The sequence below is a fragment of the Rhodococcus sp. 06-1460-1B genome (assembly GCF_002258475.1).
Classification (GTDB): domain Bacteria; phylum Actinomycetota; class Actinomycetes; order Mycobacteriales; family Mycobacteriaceae; genus Rhodococcoides; species Rhodococcoides fascians.
On sequence record NZ_NOYS01000023.1, the window covers coordinates 1 to 14,795 of the forward strand.

16 protein-coding genes are annotated in these 14,795 nt (G+C 62.6%); 6 read left to right on the plus strand and 10 right to left on the minus strand.

Features of this window, described 5'->3' with window-relative positions:
- Positions 1-162: 162 nt before the first annotated feature.
- The 4 genes from CH268_RS12545 to CH268_RS12560 all read right to left on the minus strand — a co-directional run bounded on the left by CH268_RS12545 (position 163) and on the right by CH268_RS12560 (position 5,066).
- Positions 163-804 carry a DUF6308 family protein gene (locus tag CH268_RS12545; protein ID WP_255182375.1) on the minus strand — a complete coding sequence of 214 codons (642 nt, stop codon included), beginning with the start codon at positions 802-804 and terminating at the stop codon, positions 163-165.
- Between the two features lie 42 nt (positions 805-846).
- On the minus strand, positions 847-1,203 hold the full coding sequence (locus tag CH268_RS12550; RefSeq protein WP_094664375.1) for a hypothetical protein: 357 nt from the start codon (positions 1,201-1,203) through the stop codon (positions 847-849).
- On the minus strand, positions 1,200-3,650 hold the full coding sequence (locus CH268_RS12555; protein ID WP_255182376.1) for an AAA family ATPase: 2,451 nt from the start codon (positions 3,648-3,650) through the stop codon (positions 1,200-1,202). Before CH268_RS12555 ends, CH268_RS12550 begins: the two co-directional genes overlap by 4 nt.
- 510 nt (positions 3,651-4,160) lie before the next feature.
- Positions 4,161-5,066 carry a hypothetical protein gene (locus tag CH268_RS12560; protein ID WP_094664379.1) on the minus strand — a complete coding sequence of 302 codons (906 nt, stop codon included), beginning with the start codon at positions 5,064-5,066 and terminating at the stop codon, positions 4,161-4,163.
- A gap of 444 nt (positions 5,067-5,510) precedes the next feature.
- Here CH268_RS12560 and CH268_RS12565 point away from each other — a divergent pair, with 444 nt between their 5' ends.
- Together CH268_RS12565 and CH268_RS27905 are read left to right on the plus strand one after the other, a co-directional pair.
- Positions 5,511-6,284, plus strand: coding sequence for an 8-oxoguanine DNA glycosylase OGG fold protein (locus CH268_RS12565; protein ID WP_094664381.1), 774 nt, complete (start codon positions 5,511-5,513; stop codon positions 6,282-6,284).
- Positions 6,285-6,460: 176 nt separating this feature from the next.
- Positions 6,461-7,642 carry a hypothetical protein gene (locus CH268_RS27905; protein WP_176457934.1) on the plus strand — a complete coding sequence of 394 codons (1,182 nt, stop codon included), beginning with the start codon at positions 6,461-6,463 and terminating at the stop codon, positions 7,640-7,642.
- A 186-nt stretch (positions 7,643-7,828) separates the two neighbouring features.
- On the opposite strand, the gene CH268_RS12575 is transcribed toward CH268_RS27905, so the two are convergent.
- A complete protein-coding gene (locus tag CH268_RS12575) occupies positions 7,829-8,344 on the minus strand; it encodes a hypothetical protein (RefSeq protein WP_094664383.1) in 516 nt (171 codons plus the stop codon).
- Positions 8,345-8,369: 25 nt separating this feature from the next.
- Positions 8,370-8,504: a hypothetical protein gene (locus CH268_RS28215; protein WP_255182377.1), complete on the minus strand. Its 135-nt coding sequence runs from the start codon at positions 8,502-8,504 to the stop codon at positions 8,370-8,372.
- An 8-nt stretch (positions 8,505-8,512) separates the two neighbouring features.
- Between CH268_RS28215 and CH268_RS28220 the strand changes: the two genes are divergently transcribed.
- Positions 8,513-8,734 carry a helix-turn-helix domain-containing protein gene (locus tag CH268_RS28220; RefSeq protein ID WP_255182378.1) on the plus strand — a complete coding sequence of 74 codons (222 nt, stop codon included), beginning with the start codon at positions 8,513-8,515 and terminating at the stop codon, positions 8,732-8,734.
- Positions 8,735-8,753: 19 nt separating this feature from the next.
- Here the strand turns inward: CH268_RS28220 and CH268_RS12585 are convergent, their stop codons facing one another.
- Both CH268_RS12585 and CH268_RS12590 read right to left on the minus strand, forming a co-directional pair.
- On the minus strand, positions 8,754-9,278 hold the full coding sequence (locus tag CH268_RS12585) for a hypothetical protein (protein WP_094664385.1): 525 nt from the start codon (positions 9,276-9,278) through the stop codon (positions 8,754-8,756).
- Between the two features lie 26 nt (positions 9,279-9,304).
- A complete protein-coding gene (locus CH268_RS12590; RefSeq protein WP_094664387.1) occupies positions 9,305-9,829 on the minus strand; it encodes a hypothetical protein in 525 nt (174 codons plus the stop codon).
- A gap of 262 nt (positions 9,830-10,091) precedes the next feature.
- Here CH268_RS12590 and CH268_RS12595 point away from each other — a divergent pair, with 262 nt between their 5' ends.
- Together CH268_RS12595 and CH268_RS12600 are read left to right on the plus strand one after the other, a co-directional pair.
- Positions 10,092-10,757, plus strand: coding sequence for a hypothetical protein (locus tag CH268_RS12595; RefSeq protein ID WP_094664525.1), 666 nt, complete (start codon positions 10,092-10,094; stop codon positions 10,755-10,757).
- Complete coding sequence (locus CH268_RS12600) at positions 10,757-11,413, plus strand: hypothetical protein (RefSeq protein WP_094664389.1); 657 nt, start codon at positions 10,757-10,759, stop codon at positions 11,411-11,413. Before CH268_RS12595 ends, CH268_RS12600 begins: the two co-directional genes overlap by 1 nt.
- Before the next feature lie 72 nt (positions 11,414-11,485).
- On the opposite strand, the gene CH268_RS12605 is transcribed toward CH268_RS12600, so the two are convergent.
- Positions 11,486-11,881 carry a RidA family protein gene (locus tag CH268_RS12605; protein WP_094664391.1) on the minus strand — a complete coding sequence of 132 codons (396 nt, stop codon included), beginning with the start codon at positions 11,879-11,881 and terminating at the stop codon, positions 11,486-11,488.
- 129 nt (positions 11,882-12,010) lie between these two features.
- Positions 12,011-13,936, minus strand: a complete 1,926-nt coding sequence (locus tag CH268_RS12610) for a flavin-containing monooxygenase (RefSeq protein ID WP_255182379.1) — start codon at positions 13,934-13,936, stop codon at positions 12,011-12,013.
- A gap of 183 nt (positions 13,937-14,119) precedes the next feature.
- Between CH268_RS12610 and CH268_RS12615 the strand changes: the two genes are divergently transcribed.
- A complete protein-coding gene (locus CH268_RS12615) occupies positions 14,120-14,782 on the plus strand; it encodes a nitroreductase family protein (protein ID WP_094664393.1) in 663 nt (220 codons plus the stop codon).
- The last annotated feature ends 13 nt before the right edge of the window (positions 14,783-14,795 follow it).

Here is a 14,795-nt window from a genome sequence, read left to right on the forward strand (position 1 = left end):
ACCTCAGCTCGAAAGCGCCTAACATACAACACAACTCGTTGATCATGAACCGGATGGTTCACCGATCCGAATTACACCACCCCATGGGGCACTATCATCGTCGACCCGTAGCCGGTGTCGCCGATCGCGCCAGTGAAGGCCACTCGCGCACTTGTCCCACGCTCAGCTTCGACCTGAACCCACCATCCATAGAAGTATGTCCAACAGCCGAATGGTGGAGATGTCGATCAGTTCGCTCGGCGCGGTGTCTCTGATCCATGTGTCGAGTGATGAATCGGAGCTGCGTAGCTCCGATCTCAGCCATGCCCAGCTGCCCTTGCTGTCCTGACCAGTCAGGCTGGTCACAACGCTGTCCCACACTGGAATCAGTTCAGGTCTTTTCCGGGCGATAAGTTTGCTGGTCGTCGTCTTGCCGATTCCGTCATGTGCGCCCCGCTTCGGAGTCGAGGACTGACGCAACAAGCGCCATAGCTGCGCCGCAGACGACCCCGTGCCAATAGTGGACTCTTGCGAATCCGCGAGGGTGAGTCCTGTGGGGATCGCTTCGAGTAGTGCACTGCAGCGGTCGGCGTCCGGGCCAAGAATACGCAACGCTGACTGCGCGGGAACATTGACGCTCAGTAGCGAGACCGCCACCAGGTCATCGGAGGTGAACACGTCCCGGGTCGCCGTATCGCCGCCGCCCCGAAACCTCTCGAACTGCGAGCCGCTGAAGCTCGGCCTTCCTTGAGAATCGAGCGCAAAGTACTGCTTCCACAATCGAATTGCGGTTCTCGAGTCCCGTTGCGTGATGAGATCGGGCATGTGTGGATCGTCCCTGGCCAACTCGGTCTCCTACTTCGTGGATCATCGGTTTTCGAGCAGCGTTGCCACCACCCCACACAGGTGCCTGACTTCAGCAACCGTCGGTGCCAACTCATACGCATGGTGGTGGCAAGCATTGCTCAGCCTGTTCCACGCCACCGACGCGGCGTCCGCGCGTTCCGTGGTGTCCAACGACCTCAAGATCACCAACCGCGATCGCATGCTCGGCCGTTCGATATCCACGCCTAGAGCCACGCAACGCTCGATGACCAATTCCTCCAACGCCTGGCGAGCGAGGAACGCGGCCAAGCGTGCAGACCCGCCTGCAGCACCATGACTTCCGTCGAGCAGCAATTCCGCGTTCCTCAGCGCTACTGCCGGCGACGTTAAAGTAGTCATTCGGCGAGGATCCCGTCGACCATCTTCTTCAGATCGTTGACCACTTCCCAGGTGATCGGTCGATCGGCACCGTTATGGGTACCGGCATTGGCGATGTGGAGCGTCGGGAAGCGTTCGGTGCGGAAGCCCAGCCACTGCGATAGATCGCGTTCGGAATCCTGGTGCACGGCCAGCGCAATCTTGTTGCGCGTCTTGTGCACTGACGACCACCGCTCCTCGGTCACCATCCGCGACGCCCCCGCACGGTGTTGCTTTGCGTAGAACACCTGCTGCGCGGCCGATTCCAGAGCCAATCGGAACAAGCCGGGTGCAACTCGCCGCTTGACGTCCTCGGGCACATACTCGTCCAACACCAATGCTCGCACATCGTTGAAATACCGGGTTGCTTGATTCTGTGTCTCGGAAACACTGATGTTGGAACCTGGTTCGCGCATCACTTCGACGAGCCGCGCATCGACTGCGAGTTGCCTGATCGCAGTGGCCAATCGGTCGTCGTGCGAGAACACGATGACCTGCCTGGTCTTCGCGAGCGTCGACAGCACCTTGATGAAGCCGTCGATCTTCGCTGGATCCATCGCCTGGATCGGGTCGTCCAGCACGATGAATCGGAAGGGACTGTTCGGCGTAGTCGCTCTCGGTATGAACAGCGCCAATGCCAACGCATGCAGCTCGCCCTGACTCATCACCGACAGTGCCTCGGACTCCACGCCGTCGACCGAGCCGGTCATCACCACTCGCCTGCTGGTGTTGTGGCCCACCAAGTTGATGGCACCGATGTCGACATTGCTTTCCTGACGCAACTCCGCCCAAATGTCGCGTGCCTGCTCGGCAATCGGAGCAAGCCGCTGATCCCTCAATTGCTTGGCATGCGAGGCAATCCACTTCTTGGCGGCGTCGACGTTCTTGACGACCTCATCCGCCTCTCGCGCCGTGGATTCGAGAGTTGCCCACGCGGCCAGACGTCCAGCAATCGGTGCCCACGTGTCCTCACGCTGATCAGCCGCTTCCTTGGCCTCGGTGCGCAGCGCCTCAGCAGACTCGATGACCGCGGGCATTGTCGTCGCCAAGTGATCCGCCATACCGGAGGAACTCGACGGTTGCTCTCGCGCCACGGCGACGGACTTTCGATACTCGGACAAGGAAGGCAGGTCGACGCCCTCCACCGCGGTGGCGTCGGCGATTTCGTTCCCCAGTTCGACTGCGGCGCGTTGCGCTTGGTCGAGTCGGCGGCGGCTGTTCTTGTAGGCGGCCAGTTTCTGGCTCTGCTCGACAAGCTGCGCGCGCGAGTGCTCGGCCCACGCATCGTCGAGCGTCCCCGTCGCGCAGACCGGGCACTCGATAGTGCCCGTCTCACTGTGCAGTCGCAGTGCCGCATCGAGCAGATCGTTGCGCTGCTCCACCGCCGACAGTGCCTCTTCAGCCGAATCCGCGGTATCGGCCGCAGCTGCCCGGAGCTCGGCCACTACCTCGTCGACACGCTGCTGCGTCGGGGCGCTCAGCGCTGCGAGCCGCTTCAAACCGATGAGCGCGGGCGATGCCGATGCGTCGGCTCCGGTGGCGAGCGCCAGCACCGCGTCGAGATCCGCAACCCGCTTCTTGACCAGGGCTGCAGCAGTTTTCGCACGATCATCCGATGCATCCGACAACGAGGTCTTGAGCTGGCGCAGGCTCTCTGCTGCTCGTTGCCGGGGCCCCTTGATCTCCTTGAGTACCGCTGCCAGTCGCTTCTCGGCATCGGTGATCTCGTCGAGTCCGAGGAGTTTGGCCAGGGCGTCGTGCAGGGTGGACGGCGTCGCGTCGAACAGTCCGCCGATTTCGTCGTAAGACAGGATCGGGCGATGTAATTCGACGGCAGACTTCCACCCAAGTGCATGGGTACCCGTGCTGCGCTTCTGCTTTCCCACCTGAGTCCAGGTGGAGCATCCCTTCAGCGCGGCATCGGAGGTCCAGTCGACACCGACTACCGTCGGTTCGGACCCTTCGATCGTGAGCCCTACCCGCACCTCACACGGATCTCCCTGATGCAGATTGCGCCAGGTGTCGGCCCACAGCTTGGCCTTGTTCTCCCAGCGGTAACTCGAACCGGTGATCGCGAATTCGAGGGCCTCGGCAAAGCTCGACTTTCCCGATCCGTTGCGGCCACTGACGATCGTGATGCCCGGCGCGGGGTGTAGCTCCAGCGCTGCCTTGGGCCCGATACCGCGGAATCCCGCGACAGTGATCGAGGTCAGAAACGCACCGACCGGCTCTTCGACGAGCTGACTCCCCGACGGCTCCGGAACGTGCGGGGTCGAGATGCCGTCGAGAAGCTCCTGCAGTGACGTCGGCCCTTCCAGGGCCGCGAGAACGAAGTACTTGGCCTCGTCGGACAGGTCATTGTCCGCGTCGATGGCGTCGATCACCACGTCGACGAGTGGCCTGTCGACTGCATTGTCGGCAACCGGCACCGGCACTCCCCTGTTCGTTCTGATGGCTAACCAGACCCCACAGTTCCATACGGGACCGACAGTTCGCAGGGACTTCTCGTACAACCGGCGTGAGCAGTACGAGCGACTGATTCACGCTCCCGGAAGTAGCGCGTTCACAAGCCTCCCAGCCTCCCTCTCCAACGACCTCAGTCCCCGTTTCTACAACTGATTGACGACCGTTCGCTTCACCCGCGTCCCGCGCAATCTGCGCAAACGATCGTGGTTGGACTCCGTCGACCCCTGGCTCTTGATCAGCACCATCGCCTCCCGCACATCGACCGCTGCTATGCACCGTAAGACCACGTCGAGCATGTCGGGAGGGACTGCCGTACCGAGCCTCGTGTCGCTTGCCAGGGTGATGGGACCACCTGATTGCCAGAGTCGCCATCTACACGTGCTTCGCGTGATGTGTCCCGGATAGCTGTCGGTTGTTTCCAATTCCAAGCACGCGTCGAAGCGAGAGAGTCCGAGAGCGCAGCAGTTGCCTGGTCAGACGTCTCTATCGGGATCCGCGGCGACTGCAGTCGGAATTGTCGGTTGATTTGCAACAGACCAGGGGACCGCGCCGGGGGCAATCGAGGCGTGCGAAGCGAGCAGGAGCCGCTGAACCGACTGGCTCTCCAGGTCCGGCGCGCGTAAGCGAAGTGAGATCGGATTAGCGCCCGCGTTGTAGCTGGGGTTCCAGCTGAGAGAGACCCCAGAGTCTTCCAGAAGTTCACGGAAATAGTTGTACGCGGGTGACTCCGCGTCGCGGGATCCATCGGGATCGGGCAAGTAGACGTATGCGCCGTCCTGCCTTGGCCACAGCGGTGCCCAGACTCTGCGGCCCACGCGAATGCCAACGTAGGACTTGGGTGAATAATCGACGAAAATCTTACCGACGTTTTGGGTCGCCCAATCGCGAAACAGACCGTGAAATTCCCACGCCAAAGTGGTCATGCCTTCACGCCAATCCTCCTCAGTTCGGGTCGCACCACCAGTGACAGCCAGCGGTGTGCCGCTGAGGTCGAGATTTGGATTCTGGACGACTAGATCCGAAATCATTACTACCTCATTGGCCCCTCTCCACGATCGCAACTCCACGACGAGCAACGGAACTAGGTCAGCTAATTCCTCGAGAGCAGTTCGAAAGCGGCCCGATGCACTTTCAGCCACCAAAACTGCGACGTGCTTCTTGTCCGAGAATCGCCGACGGTTCCTCGCCCAGTAGTCAAACACCCGAAAACCATGGTTGGCATCCACCTCGCCTAGCTGCACTTCGATACTGTAGTAAGTGTCGTCGGATGCAGCGAGTAAATCCAGGCTCCCGCCACCGGTCTGAGTCTGTTCCTGCTCGACGATCGTAAGCGGTCCTAGACCTAGTCTCGACAGGTCAGCGGCCAGCCAGTCTTGCAACCAGTGCTCGCTACGTCCAACGGAACTAAGCAGAACAAGTTGACCCGAATGTATTGGCACATCTCCAGCGACTGACATATTCAAAGCCTAGCTAATACCTGCGGTGCTGTGTTGTCGTATGCGGCTCGATATCCCAGAATTTCCTCCGCCGTCGAAGACTCGGCACGGTGCCTTCTCAACAATTCGGATCAACGGCTTCCGAATCTCAGCTGTGTTCCGCCGCCAATCAACGCTGACTACTCGTACGAAGTGATTCTGAACGGTGAAGTGTTCGTCGATTCGGCCGTCGGGAAAAGCAAAACTCCCTCCGCCGACGACGCGATCAGGTCCGCGCCCGTCTGTCTCATCAGGTACGCACAAAGCTGATAGCGATGCGCAAAGTTGAACGTGAGGGACATCGAGAACTCCACGGAGTCTGTCGGTACCCGATGCTTCGATGGCGGTATGTCACGACTCGACGAGGGGTTCCCGCCGCCCACGGCCTGTGTGCAGTGGTGTCAGCACCGCAGCTACGACCTGCATGTCCTCGACGACGGTGTGGAGGTGGACCTCGATTGGTGGAACGGCCACCTCGACCGCGCAGGTCACGACCTCCGGCTGCGCGGCCGCAACCTCGACGGAGAGATCGTCGAATACGGTGGTGCCACGTTGCAGCGCAACGATCTTCGTATCGGAACCGATCTGGCTGTAGGCGAACATGATTCGCTCGGCTTGTTGTTTCTCTGCGCGGCGTGGCAGGGCAGCCATCGGCACCGAAGAGCGATGCGACGATTCCCCGACGTCATGAACCCGCATCTCAGCCGTCCCGACGAGAACCCCGTCGCGAAAACGCTTGCCGTGCTCGACAGCTGCGTACGCAACCGCGCAGTGCCCGACCATCCGAACTCGACCTGGTCCGGATGGCCCGATGCACCGGGCGTCGGGATGTCCCTGATGGCCACGTTCCTGTGGGCTGTGAAGGCGTCGGTCTACGGCGGCCCGGCGCAGCTGATCGACCAATACGGAGTCTCGACCCTCATCCACGAAGGATGGCTCGAAGACCCGTCCGTCACCGGCTTCACTCGACGCCGTTACGACCGCTACGTCGAACTCATCACCGCATGGGCCACCGACATCGGCACGAGCCCCGAGCTCGTCGAAATGTGGCTCGTGCAGCGCTGGAGCGCCCGACTGAACGAAGCACGACACGGTCGCTACACCGCGCCCACATTGTTCTGAACGACCGAGCTCGGATCGATGACCCTCGACCGGAACAATCTTCTTCCCAACGTAGGTGCGCGAGTCTCTCTGCACAGTGAGACGACCTCGGTCGTCGGCTACGTGAAGACAGGCCGACACACGGCTCGTCGGACAAAACCGTTCACGGTGGGTTCGGCCTATGGCACTGTGCAGGGGTGGATGCTCCCGACAAGCCAGCCCATACCCAGCATGTGGTGCTGGCCATGGATCACGGTCAGTTCTATCTCCGTGGCGGCGAGGCCGATCCGAGTGAAATGGCGCTTCTGGAGCGAGCAATGGCCATTCAACCCAGTGCAAGTAACGGGTCGACGGTAGTGGTGCTCAGTCCACACCAGAACAACTTCGAGATGCCCATCGACATCGAAGTGTTCGGCACCCGCCCACACAGCGACGAGAGCAGCTGGCAGCAGGTCTGCGAGGAACGGCTCGAAATCGGACCTGATGGCATATTGCAGATCGACTCGACTCCGATGAGTTCCGTCGAGTGTTCCGTCCCACCCGGCCGTTACGTGGTGCAGATCGCAGGTCGCAATTTCGTGAACTACGGCTGGCCGGGCAGTACGACGCCCGGTGACGAGTGGCGCGTCCGCTTGTGGCCAGACGACGGCGTGGAACCACGCCCCGCCGTTCGCTGGGACATGCCCGGTTACGGAGTCCCCCCTGACACCGAACCTCCCCCGGAACCCGAACCGGACGACGACCGTCCCGCATTCATCTGGCAATTCGCCAGTGACAGTGAGCCCGGTCGGTTGATCGAGCGCAGCGAACTCGACGCCCGCGCCGCAGAACGCCGCGCAGCCGAGTGGGGTGGTGACCCGATCCCCCAGGTCTCGACCTACAACGGTGGCCAGGGCCTGGTTCGGCTCGACAGGGATCTGATCGTCGATATTCTCGAAGCATCGGAGACCACCGCGCGCTCCATTGCCGTGTGGTGCGCCGAAGCAGCCACCGACCACGCTCGTCTGTCTACCGCATCGTGGGTGAGTCCCGCTCTTGCCGCACTTCGCGAAGGCCGCGCGATGCCCGCGCCGTTCGACGAGATAGCCAATATCGGTCTGGCGTTCGCCCAGCTGGATTCGGCCGACCAGGAAGCCGGCGACGAAATCGTCTCCAGCTCTGCCAGTTTCGTCGGACGACCCTCTCTGTCGACAACGCCGGGGAACCCCTACGACTATCCGACAAGCCCGCGGCACATGGCGATACCGGCGCTCTACAGCGCGCAGGACTCCGACCCCTACCGCGCCGCGGTGGAGACCTTGCACCACGCATCAGCCACGTACTCCGTCACCGTGGCTGACCTACACGCCCGACTCAAGGAAGAGTTCTTCGGCCACTGAGACTTCAGCACCAACTCGTCGAGCGTTGTTGATGGACAACAACAGCGTCGAAACTATCCAAGGGCGCAACTGGCGACGGCTTAACCAACATCATGTCGCGCACCAGACCGGTCCAATTTGGTTGCCTCACAGCCAATTTGGGCGGCCAACGTCTGTATCAGTATGCCGGCTGAGTATCGATACGAATCAGGGAACGAGCACCACTCCCACGCCGGGGATGAGGGCATTCGACGCATCAGGATTCTCGCGGTCGTGGGTCACCGTTACGAACACCGGACCCGCACCCGTTCGAGCCGTCACCTCGGTCGGCAGGCGATAGGCCTGCGAACCACCCTGATTGGCAGGTTGAGTCCGATCGATCTCATCGTTCCAGTGTCGCAAGCCGGCGGAGCCCACTTCACCGGTAGACAGGTTGCGCCAGTTGACCGTCAGGTGCCGGTACGCGAACTGGTAGTAGTACGGCCGGATGTCGGCGGCAGCGAAGCGCACCTCACCCGGCTTCTCACCCACCGTTGCCTCGATCGGGATTGTCTGGATAAGTCCGCCTGGGACCCCTGCCGGGACGAATTCCGGACCGGTGACGACTGGTACCAGTAGCTCGGACGTAGTGGGCGCGGCCGTTGCCGTACCGACGCCCACCCCCAGGACCAGTGGTACCGAGAGCGCTAGGGCTACTGCGACATTTCGAATCGAGCGCTGCATTACGTGCCTTTCGTGTGTTGTCGGATCAGGGAACGAGCACGAGTCCAGCGCCGGGGAGAAGGGTGTCGAGATACGGAGAGCCCCATTGGCCGCCGTTCGAGTAGCCCTTGGTGTGCATCACCGTCACCACGACAGGACCCGGTCCGGTATTCGCGACCACCTCAGATCGTGCGAACGCTGTTGCGAGGCCCGGCGAACGCGACAGATCTACACGCAGCGGTCGGAGTCGGCTCCTCCGGCCAGATCTATCACCATCTCAAGACCCTCAGTTCGGCGAACATCGTGGAGCAGCACGGCCGCGGAGGCTATCGAATCGCTGCCAAACGAGTTGTACCACTACTGGGTTCGATGCTCGCTGCCGCGGATATCGCTGGCGATCTGGGCACCTGACCGCCTACGAAACCGCGGGTCAGGGCACGAACAACAGACCCAAACCGGGGATGAGGGCGTTCGATGCCGGCGGGGCTTGCCACTGCTCCCGATTGTGGGTGACCGTCACGACCACCGGGCCCGCCCCGGTCTGCGCGGTCACTTCGAGAGGCAGATTGACCGGATATCTCGGCTCCGCGTTGATCGGTAGTGATGGGTTCTCGAGGGCTTCCCAGTGCCGCACATCGACCGCTCCGACGGCTCCGGTGTCGAGATTGCGCCAGTTCACCGTCAGGAAGCGGTAATTGAACTGGTAGTAGTACGGCCGGATGTCGGCGGCAGCGAAGCGCACCTCACCCGGCTTCTCACCCACCGTTGCCTTGATCGGGATCGTCTGGACAAGTCCTCCTGGGACCCCTGCCGGGCCGAATTCGGGACCGGTGACGACTGGTACCAGTAGCTCGGACGTAGTGGGCGCGGCCGTGGCCGTACCGACGCCCACCCCCAGGACCAGTGGTACCGAGAGCGCTAGGGCTACTACTCCGCGTCGTAAAGATGTTCGCATTGTTTGCCTTTCGATACGCGTTCGGATCAGGGGACGTAGATGAGACCCTTGCCCGGGATCAGGGTGTCGGCGTAGGGCTCGCCGTCGTAGTAATCGCGGTAGTGGGTCACGGTGATCTCGACCCAGCCACTTCCGGTGGGCAGAGCTACTTCGCGCGGGTACTGCTCACTGTGTAGCGGCGGCAGGTCGTTGGGCGGGCCCGGGTTGGGGTTGTCCTGCCAATGCCGCAGTCCCGCGCTTCCACGAAACCCGATGTCCCAGTTTCGCCAGTTCACGCCGAGACTTCGGTACGGATACTGGTCTGCATACGGCGCGATATTCGCCGCGGACAACAGCAGAACACCCGGCTCGGTACCGACCGTGGCCTTCATCGGAATGGTCTGGAACAGCCCACCCGGCACTGCGCCCGGAGCGATCTGAAAACCGGTGACGACCGGAATCTGGAGCAACGTGGTCTGTGGCGCTGCCACGGCCGTCACCGCTCCGATGCCGAACACCAAGGGAACAGTGAGTGCCGTCGCTACTACCGCTCGCCGCAATGACTTTGGCATACTGCATACCTTTCGCTCATGTCGCACCACGAAATACCGGATCGCACGTATCACCGAACCAAGAACCCCAGGTTGAAGCTGAAACATCAAGTGGTTCTTGACTCTTTCGTCGACCCACCCTCGCAGCAAATGCGACAAAAGGACCACTCGTATACCGATTCGTGACGGGGTCGTGACACGAAAGACGTTAACAGACCACTTGGCCCGTTCGATTCATTGATCAGAGGTGACGCACTCCGCAGCCACCGGTGAGGACGAACCAATGAGTCGAACCCGCAGATTCGTGGCCACATGCGCAGTGATCGCAGCGACCGCATTTGCAGTCACCGCCTGCGGCTCCGAGGAGCAGCTGAGCACCGAAGCAGCGCCCGTCACCAGCGCGGCGGCTCCGTCGGCCAACGCGTACTCCGACTCCGACGGTGGCAGCGGCTCAGGCGGATTCGGGCAGGCTCCCGACGTAGTCACCCCAGTACAAGCAATCCCCACCGGCGAGGGCCCACCAGCCGTAGCGCCCGCGCCCAACCGTGACGACGCCAACGTCGATGCACGTGACTTCGAGCAGGCCGGCAGCCAATACTCCTTCCAGTCCCCCAGCGGGAACGTGTTCTGCGGATTCAACTCCTCCAATGCGCCTGGGACCATTGTGGGCTGCCAGGTCCGCTACTCGGTGCCGGGCAACACCGGCCGCGAGTGCCTCAACACCGAGAACAACACCTACGGGGCGAAGATCAACCAGGACGGCACCGTCGAACAGATCTGCACAAACCAGGGGATCTTCGTCGGCGGACCTGAACGCCCTCGAGTCTTGGAATACGGCCAGATCATCGGCGTCACCGGCACCTTCTGCCGCTCCGACGAAGCCGGCATCACCTGCTACGACGGCGACGGAGGCTTCATGATCTCCCGCGACGTCAATATCGCATTCTGATGAGGGAGTTCTGGAAACTCACGCTGACCGCAGTGCTCACCACAGCTGCACTGACGGCGTGCAGCAGTCAGGAAACACCCGCTGCTGACCCGGCCCCATCCACCAGTGCGGCCGTGCAGATGCCGGCACCTCCGCAGGTGACCATCGCGGCACCGACGGACTCCGACAGTGACGATGCCGGTACTGCGACACAAGCGCCTCAGGCAACCGAATCGAAGCCGACGGCTGCCGATCCGGCGAACAACACCGCACCCATCACGCCAGTGGACCCGGCCACCTACTCGGTGCCCGACAATCAGGTTGCGTGGAAGTCCCCGTCCGGCAACGTGTATTGCAAGATCGGGTCGGGCCCATTCTCCTCCGGCTGTCAGGCCGCCGATGCTCCGGTGCCTGCAGGTGCCGAAGCTGATTGCGCACCGAACACCACGTTCACCGTCGGCATGCTGTCGAAGGGCTTCTATCTCGACCCGGGGCACGTCACGCCCACGTGTTTCAACCAGGGGGTGTTCGGTGCCGAGGGGCAGAAAGTGTTGGAGTACAACACATCCATCACCTCCAACGGTTTCACGTGCTTCTCCCGCGTCGAAGCGATGATCTGCGACGCGGGAGGTGGACACGGATTCGTGCTCTCGATGCAGCAGGCGACATCCAACTGATCAGCGAGCCCCGTCCAGACGGGGCCTCCATGACGGGGTCGCGGCCCGCCTCGCCATAGCCCGGTAGTCGATCTACCCGACCGCGGTGCCCTCGAGTTCGACCAGCAGACTGGGGATCGCGAGCCGGGTCACCCCGAGCAGGGTGCTGGTCGGCTTGACGCCCGCCGCGCCCAGTCGCGCTGCCAAGTCGCCGTAGTGCGGCAGCAACGCGTCGACATCGGTGGTGTAGACGTTGAGCCGAACGAGATTTGCCAGGGACATATTCGCCTCGGCCAGAACGGCTTCCATGTTGTCGAGGCACAGGGACAACTGCGCACCCATGTTTTCGGGGTGCTGAGGTGAGCCGTCATCGCCCGTCGACGTCTGGCCGGAGAGGTAGAGCGTCCGAGCCTGCCCCGAGACGACCTCCCCCTGGTTGAATCCCATGTCCACCGACCATCGCACCGGATTGACTGCCGTTCGTTCCATCGACGCGCGCTCCATTCGATCGTTCGGGTGTGTGTGCACCGTCGAGCCTTGCACGGAATTCGGTCATCGTCGGCGTTATGGGCCCACACGGTCTCGGGTACTAACGGCGTTCAGGCGACATCCAACCGATCAGCGAGCCTCGTCCAGCCGAGGCTCCAGGACGAAGTCGTCGAGATCGGCTCGCCTCGTCATCTCCCAGTAGTCGACGATGCGCCACGGCAACGTCGAGACCACACGTCCGGCGTCGTTGCGATACCAGTTGCCCATGCCGCCGTGCGACCAGATCATCTTCGCGTGCGCCTCGTCGTGCTTGCGGACGTACTCAGCCTCCACGTCGGCTTTGCACTCGATGGCTCCGATTCGCTTGTCCACCATGTCGATCAACACATCGACGATGTAGCGCACCTGACATTCGGCGATGGTGATGTAACTGCCCCCGTGGCCCAGTACCGTTCCGGGACCGCAGGTGATGAAGAAGTTCGGGAAGTCCGGGACGGTGATGCCGAGATAGGCGTGCGCATCTTCCGGGCCCCAGATATCGCGGATGGACTCCCCCGATCGTCCGCGTACGTCGATCGGCGTCAGCAGCTTGTGGGTCTCGAACCCCGTCGCGAGGATAACCACATCGACCTCGGTCTCCGAACCATCCCGCGCAACAACTGAATTCGAGGTTATAGACGCGACGGCGTCGGCGATGAGCGTGACGTTGTCGCGCTTGAGCGCGGCGTACCAGCCGTTGTCGAGAAGCATCCGCTTCCCGAAGGGCGGGTAATCGGGAAGCGACTTCTCGATCAGGTCGGGGCGACCCTCGAGCTCCGCTTCGATGTAGCGAGTGAACACGCGTCGATGGGCGTCGTTCATCGGGTTGATCGAGCGCTGCGGATGCTCCCACTCGGGATCGACCTGCAGCGAGCTGTGCACCCGATCGTTGAAGTTCCAGGCCAGCCTTGTCCGGTACCAAAGCCTATACAGCGGAACGACATCCATCAGGTAGTTGGCGTCGTCGCCCATCTCGGTGAAGTACACATCGCTCGACGAGACCCATTGCGGCGAGCGCTGAAAGACCGTCGCATGCCCCACCGTCGACGCGATGGCCGGCAGCACCTGCATGGCACTGGCCCCGGTTCCGACGATGGCGACGCGCTTGCCGGTCAGATCCAGATCGGCCGGCCAGTTCGCCGTGTGGAAGATCGGCCCGTCGAACGACTCGAGCCCGGGAATGTGAGGCACCTTCGGTCGATTGAGCTGACCGGTCGCGGTGATCACCACGTCGGCGGTCAGGGTTTCGCCATCGACGGTACGGACGGTCCAGCCCTGCCGCTGCGCGTCGTACTCGGCGGTCGCCACCTCGGTGTCGAAGCGAATGCGTTGCCGCAGATCGTGTTCGGTGGCCACATCGCTGAGGTACTGCCACACCTCGTCGCGCTTGCCGAAGTGGGTGCTCCAGGCCCTCGGGGCGAAGGAGTAGGAGTACAGGTGACTGGGGGTGTCGACACCCGCACCGGGGTAGATGTTCTCGAACCAGCCGCCGCCCACATCGGAGTTCTTCTCCAGCACAACGTGGTTGATGCCCGCCTCGTGCAGCTTGATGGCGGCGAGCATTCCGGAGACACCGGCACCGATCACGATGACCGACAGATCGTTCGGCGCGGCCACCGGAGTGTCCGAGGCGGTGAAGCCCATGTCCTCGGCGACCATGACGCCGAACTCGGGAGGAACCTGCTCACCGACGGCCACGCTGATCATCTCGACGAGGTGCTCCGAATCGGGCGAGGGCACCGCCATGGGCTCACCCTCGTGGAACGCGCAGATCGCGTCGAGCGCTGCGGCGCGGATGCGGTCGGCAACTGCGTCGTCGAATCCGCCCGTGTCGTTGTTGTCCATGCCTCGACTACGCGTGGGGCGGTACGGATCGGCGAGCCACCTGGGATCGCCGGTCAACTGATAGAGCACCGCCACCAGCGTGGGCAGGTTGGCTGCGGTGAGAGCCCGCGAGAGTCGGTCCCGATCGACTCCACCCACGGTCTCCGCTGCCGTTGCTGCGTCTGTGGACACCGGTACCTCCTGTTGCGCGCTGCTCCATCCGACTCCGACAGCTCAACTAACCACGGTTAGGTAAATCTGCGCAAGGGTTTCGAGATCCTCAGATTCACAGCATCTTGACCCTTGACAATGTGGCCCACGCCACACGATGCTTCATGGCACTACCTAACAGCGGACAGGCGAAGGGACACACCCATGGAACTCACCGAGGCGATGCGCACCACCGGCACCTGCAGGCGGTACCTCAGCGATCCTGTTCCCGACGAGGTGTTCAAGGCCGCGTTCGACGTCGCCCGCTTCGGCCCGCAGGGCGGCAACCGTCAGCCCGTGCGATGGATCGTCGTACGCGACGCCGCCCGCAAGCAGGCCCTCGCCGATCTCTACCTCCCGATGTGGGACGCCTACTTCGCCGGCATCACCGGCGGAACCGTCGCCGTCGGCGCATTGCCCAAGACCGTGCAGGACGCCGACTACTTCGCCCGCCACCTCCACGAGGTACCCGCCATCGTGGTGGTCTGCGCCGCGTTGGACGGACTGCACCCCACCGACCACGAACTCGGCCGACTCTCCGTCGTCGGCGGCGCATCCATCTACCCCACCGTGCAGAACCTGTGCCTGAGCCTGCGCGATCAGGGCGTCGCGACCGCGGTGACGACGTTGCTGTGCCACGAGGAGCCCGCTATTCGCGAACTGCTCGGGATCCCGGACGACTACATCACCGCCGCGCACATCGCGGTCGGGTATCCCGAGAAGTCGTTCCCGCGCAGGCTTACTCGTGACCCGGTTGAGCAAATCGTTGCGGCAGAGACGTTCTCGCAGCCGATGTTCGACTCCGCTGCCCTCTCCCCTGCCCTTTAACAGCTCGCATCTC

Bases quoted from the DNA above. Each gene is read 5' to 3' on its own strand.
- CH268_RS12600 (WP_094664389.1), top strand. From the start codon at position 10,757: ATGAGGGAGTTCTGGAAACTCACGCTGACCGCAGTGCTCACCACAGCT.
- CH268_RS12605 (WP_094664391.1), bottom strand. From the start codon at position 11,881: ATGGAACGAACGGCAGTCAATCCGGTGCGATGGTCGGTGGACATGGGA.
- CH268_RS12545 (WP_255182375.1), bottom strand. From the start codon at position 804: ATGCCCGATCTCATCACGCAACGGGACTCGAGAACCGCAATTCGATTG.
- CH268_RS12590 (WP_094664387.1), bottom strand. From the start codon at position 9,829: ATGCCAAAGTCATTGCGGCGAGCGGTAGTAGCGACGGCACTCACTGTT.
- CH268_RS12595 (WP_094664525.1), top strand. From the start codon at position 10,092: ATGAGTCGAACCCGCAGATTCGTGGCCACATGCGCAGTGATCGCAGCG.
- CH268_RS12550 (WP_094664375.1), bottom strand. From the start codon at position 1,203: ATGACTACTTTAACGTCGCCGGCAGTAGCGCTGAGGAACGCGGAATTG.
- CH268_RS12615 (WP_094664393.1), top strand. From the start codon at position 14,120: ATGGAACTCACCGAGGCGATGCGCACCACCGGCACCTGCAGGCGGTAC.
- CH268_RS12575 (WP_094664383.1), bottom strand. From the start codon at position 8,344: ATGCAGCGCTCGATTCGAAATGTCGCAGTAGCCCTAGCGCTCTCGGTA.
- CH268_RS12565 (WP_094664381.1), top strand. From the start codon at position 5,511: ATGTCACGACTCGACGAGGGGTTCCCGCCGCCCACGGCCTGTGTGCAG.
- CH268_RS12585 (WP_094664385.1), bottom strand. From the start codon at position 9,278: ATGCGAACATCTTTACGACGCGGAGTAGTAGCCCTAGCGCTCTCGGTA.